Source organism: Staphylococcus sp. EG-SA-2 (genome assembly GCF_017152085.1).
Genome location: NZ_JACYHC010000519.1, coordinates 1 through 3,927 on the forward strand (window position 1 = coordinate 1; position 3,927 = coordinate 3,927).

A 3,927-nucleotide genomic window follows, 5' to 3' on the forward strand; every position below is an offset into this window, starting at 1 on the left:
GAACGACACAAATGATTTAGGGTAGGTGTTGACCAATGTTGATAACAAAAAACCAAGCAGAAAAATGGTTTGATAATTCATTAGGGAAGCAGTTCAATCCTGATTTGTTTTATGGATTTCAGTGTTACGATTACGCAAATATGTTTTTTATGATAGCAACAGGCGAAAGGTTACAAGGTTTATACGCTTATAATATTCCATTTGATAATAAAGCAAGGATTGAAAAATACGGGCAAATAATTAAAAACTATGATAGCTTTTTACCGCAAAAGTTGGACATTGTCGTTTTCCCGTCAAAGTATGGTGGCGGAGCTGGACATGTTGAAATTGTTGAGAGCGCTAATCTAAACACTTTCACATCGTTTGGCCAAAATTGGAATGGTAAAGGTTGGACAAATGGCGTTGCGCAACCTGGTTGGGGTCCCGAAACCGTTACAAGACATGTTCATTATTACGATGACCCAATGTATTTTATTAGATTAAATTTCCCAGATAAAGTAAGTGTTGGAGATAAAGCTAAAAGCGTTATTAAGCAAGCAACTGCCAAAAAGCAAGCAGTAATTAAACCTAAAAAAATTATGCTTGTAGCCGGTCATGGTTATAACGATCCTGGAGCAGTCGGAAACGGAACAAATGAACGTGATTTTATCCGTAAATATATAACACCAAATATCGCTAAGTATTTAAGACATGCAGGTCACGAAGTTGCATTATATGGTGGCTCAAGTCAATCACAAGATATGTATCAAGATACTGCTTACGGTGTTAATGTAGGAAATAATAAAGATTATGGCTTATATTGGGTTAAATCACAGGGGTATGACATTGTTCTAGAGATTCATTTAGACGCAGCAGGAGAAAGTGCAAGTGGTGGGCATGTTATTATTTCAAGTCAATTCAATGCAGATACTATTGATAAAAGTATACAAGATGTTATTAAAAATAACTTAGGACAAATAAGAGGTGTAACACCTCGTAATGATTTACTAAACGTTAATGTATCAGCAGAAATAAATATAAACTATCGTTTATCTGAATTAGGTTTTATTACTAATAAAAATGATATGGATTGGATTAAGAAAAACTATGACTTGTATTCTAAATTAATAGCCGGTGCGATTCATGGTAAGCCTATAGGTGGTTTGGTAGCTGGTAATGTTAAAACATCAGCTAAAAACCAAAAAAATCCACCAGTGCCAGCAGGTTATACACTTGATAAAAACAATGTACCGTATAAAAAAGAGACTGGTTATTACACAGTTGCCAATGTTAAAGGTAATAACGTAAGGGACGGCTATTCAACTAATTCAAGAATTACAGGTGTATTACCTAATAACGCAACAATTAAATATGACGGCGCATATTGCATCAATGGCTATAGATGGATTACTTATATTGCTAATAGTGGACAACGTCGTTATATAGCGACAGGAGAGGTAGACAAGGCAGGTAATAGAATAAGTAGTTTTGGTAAGTTTAGCACGATTTAGTATTTACTTAGAATAAAAATTTTGCTACATTAATTATAGGGAATCTTACAGTTATTAAATAACTATTTGGATGGATGTTAATATTCCTATACACTTTTTAACATTACTCTCAAGATTTAAATGTGCGTAACTGGCAGGTACTTCGGTACTTGCCTATTTTTTTATGTTATAGCTAGCCTTCGGGCTAGTTTTTTGTTATGATGTGTTACACATGCATCAACTATTTACATCTATCCTTGTTCACCCAAGCATGTCACTGGGTGTTTTTTCTTACGATAGAGAGCATAGTTTTCATACTACTCCCCGTAGTATATATGACTTTAGCATTCCCGTATAACAGTTTACGGGGTGCTTTTTATGTTATACTTACTTTTATATAGTAGGAGTGAACTATATAGCCCGGCAGAGGCCATATATCTGACTGTTGGTCCCGCAGGAGACTTCTTCCTTGCCATCACTCGATACATATATCTTGATAACATAGAGTTGTTATAGTCGCTACGCCACCCATACTAGTTACTGGGTGGTTGTTTTTGTTCGCCATTATGTTCTGTCTACATCTTTTTGCGCAAGTTGTGTATCATAATACTTAATTGTGTTAAAAGAGGTGGAAATATGAAAGGTGATATATACATACCGATAATATCATCTATTTTATCTGGTGGGATATCGTATTATGCTGCAACGGTGGTTCATAAATTTAACAAAAGGTATAAAAGGAAAGAAAAGGCTGTTGAAATGGCAGACGAGTTTTCAAAATTAATTTCGAAAAGGAGTTTTGATATAGGGGAGATAAACAAGAAAATTTTAGAAAATGTTGGTTTGCAAGATAAAATTAATGAATTAGAGAATAAGATGAATTTAAGTTTTGATAATCACGAACTAAGAACAGTCTTTACTGATAAAGAGATTGCAAAATATCACACTTATAAAAAAGTCACCAATACCGAATTTATAAAAATTTTGCTTCGTACTTTCAAGAACGAGAATTATAAAGAAGAGTGTTTACGGGCTATAATTTTAGAATTTGACAACAAGAAAACAATTAAAGAAAATATAGGAGATAAACAGTGGACTTTTTCGACAGGTGAAAAAGAAATTGTTATTAAAAGTAATGACGTATTGCAAGGTATAAATACACTCATTAAGAAGTATAATGAAACCCATATATATTGCATGAATAAATTAGAATATTTTTCTATGCATTTTACCAATAACATAGCAGATAGTAATACGGTTTATCAGTCGTTGCATCAAATCTATTTAAAAACAATATTGAGTCTTTACATTGATATCTCATCAACAAATAAAATAGGGCATGAAAAATTTTATGTTAATTTAATAGAATTTTACAATGAATGGAATAACAAAAAGATAAAATTTAAAAAGAAAACAGAAAAGCGTATAAATAAAAACAGAAACTCATTTTTAAAAACTGAAAAATTGAAATAAACTAGAAAATATAGTATCATTATGGTATATAAAGGAGTTGATTTTTATGTGGAGTCCTGTTTGCGAATTAGGAGAAACAAAAGAATCAGATAAAAAAAGAACTAACAATAACGACTAATTTTTAAACTACTATTATATTTACAGATAACAGAGTAACCGTATCTTTAATAATGCGGTTATTTTTATACCCCTACAATCAACAAAACCACACCACCTATTAATTTAGGAGTGTGGTTATTTTTTGTGTTTTTTTTTTCGGGGCGAAAAAAGGGCAAATTATTTAAATAAGGGCAAACATGCGTGGAAAACACAGAGGTTTAAAAATGCCAAAACCGTTGATATGACAAGGTTTTTATACGTTTGTATACAACGACGAATTATCTATTCGCCATCACATTATGATGATATGTTTATTTTAAACACACAAGCTCATGCACGTCTTGATCAAATGGCACAACAGTTTGAAGTTGTTTGTAATGGCTTGAACGAAAATGAAGGACAAGCAATTCAAACGATGGATCAATCTGCCTCTCTAATACGGTCAAACTTAATTCAAGTTAAAGAACAATTAGAAAAACTAGCTGTATACTAAGTAATTTATTAAATGCTACTTGTTTTCTTTGAGAATAAGTAGTTTTTTTAACATAAAAGTTTTACAAACACATAAATGGGTGATGAGCTATGTTTAAAAGAACAAAACTAATCTTAATAGCAACGATACTACTATCAGGATGTTCAACTACCAATAACGAATCCAACAATGAAACAAAATCAGTGCCAGAAGAAATGGAAGCTTCAAAATATGTAGGACAAGGCTTCCAACCACCTGCAGAAAAAGATGCGATTGAATTTTCGAAGAAGCATAAAGATAAAATTGCTAAACGTGGCGAACAATTTTTTATGGATAACTTTGGACTAAAAGTTAAAGCTACAAATGTTGTAGGTAGTGGCGACGGTGTAGAAGTATTCGTGCATTGTGATGACC

At 32.4% G+C, this 3,927-nt stretch carries 4 protein-coding genes; all 4 read left to right on the forward strand.

The features are described 5' to 3' along the window. Nucleotides 1–35: 35 nt before the first annotated feature. Complete coding sequence (locus IDG60_RS08335; RefSeq protein WP_000909210.1) at nt 36–1,490, forward strand: N-acetylmuramoyl-L-alanine amidase; 1,455 nt, start codon at nt 36–38, stop codon at nt 1,488–1,490. Between the two features lie 615 nt (nt 1,491–2,105). Then, on the forward strand, nt 2,106–2,942 hold the full coding sequence (locus IDG60_RS08340; RefSeq protein WP_000675478.1) for a hypothetical protein: 837 nt from the start codon (nt 2,106–2,108) through the stop codon (nt 2,940–2,942). 406 nt (nt 2,943–3,348) lie between these two features. Further along, nucleotides 3,349–3,534 (forward strand): hypothetical protein, encoded by a 186-nt coding sequence (locus IDG60_RS08345; RefSeq protein ID WP_000470336.1) that lies wholly within the window; start codon nt 3,349–3,351, stop codon nt 3,532–3,534. An 89-nt stretch (nt 3,535–3,623) separates the two neighbouring features. After that, on the forward strand, nt 3,624–3,927 hold a 304-nt coding region (locus tag IDG60_RS08350; RefSeq protein ID WP_206160615.1), incomplete at its 3' end, for a DUF1672 family protein.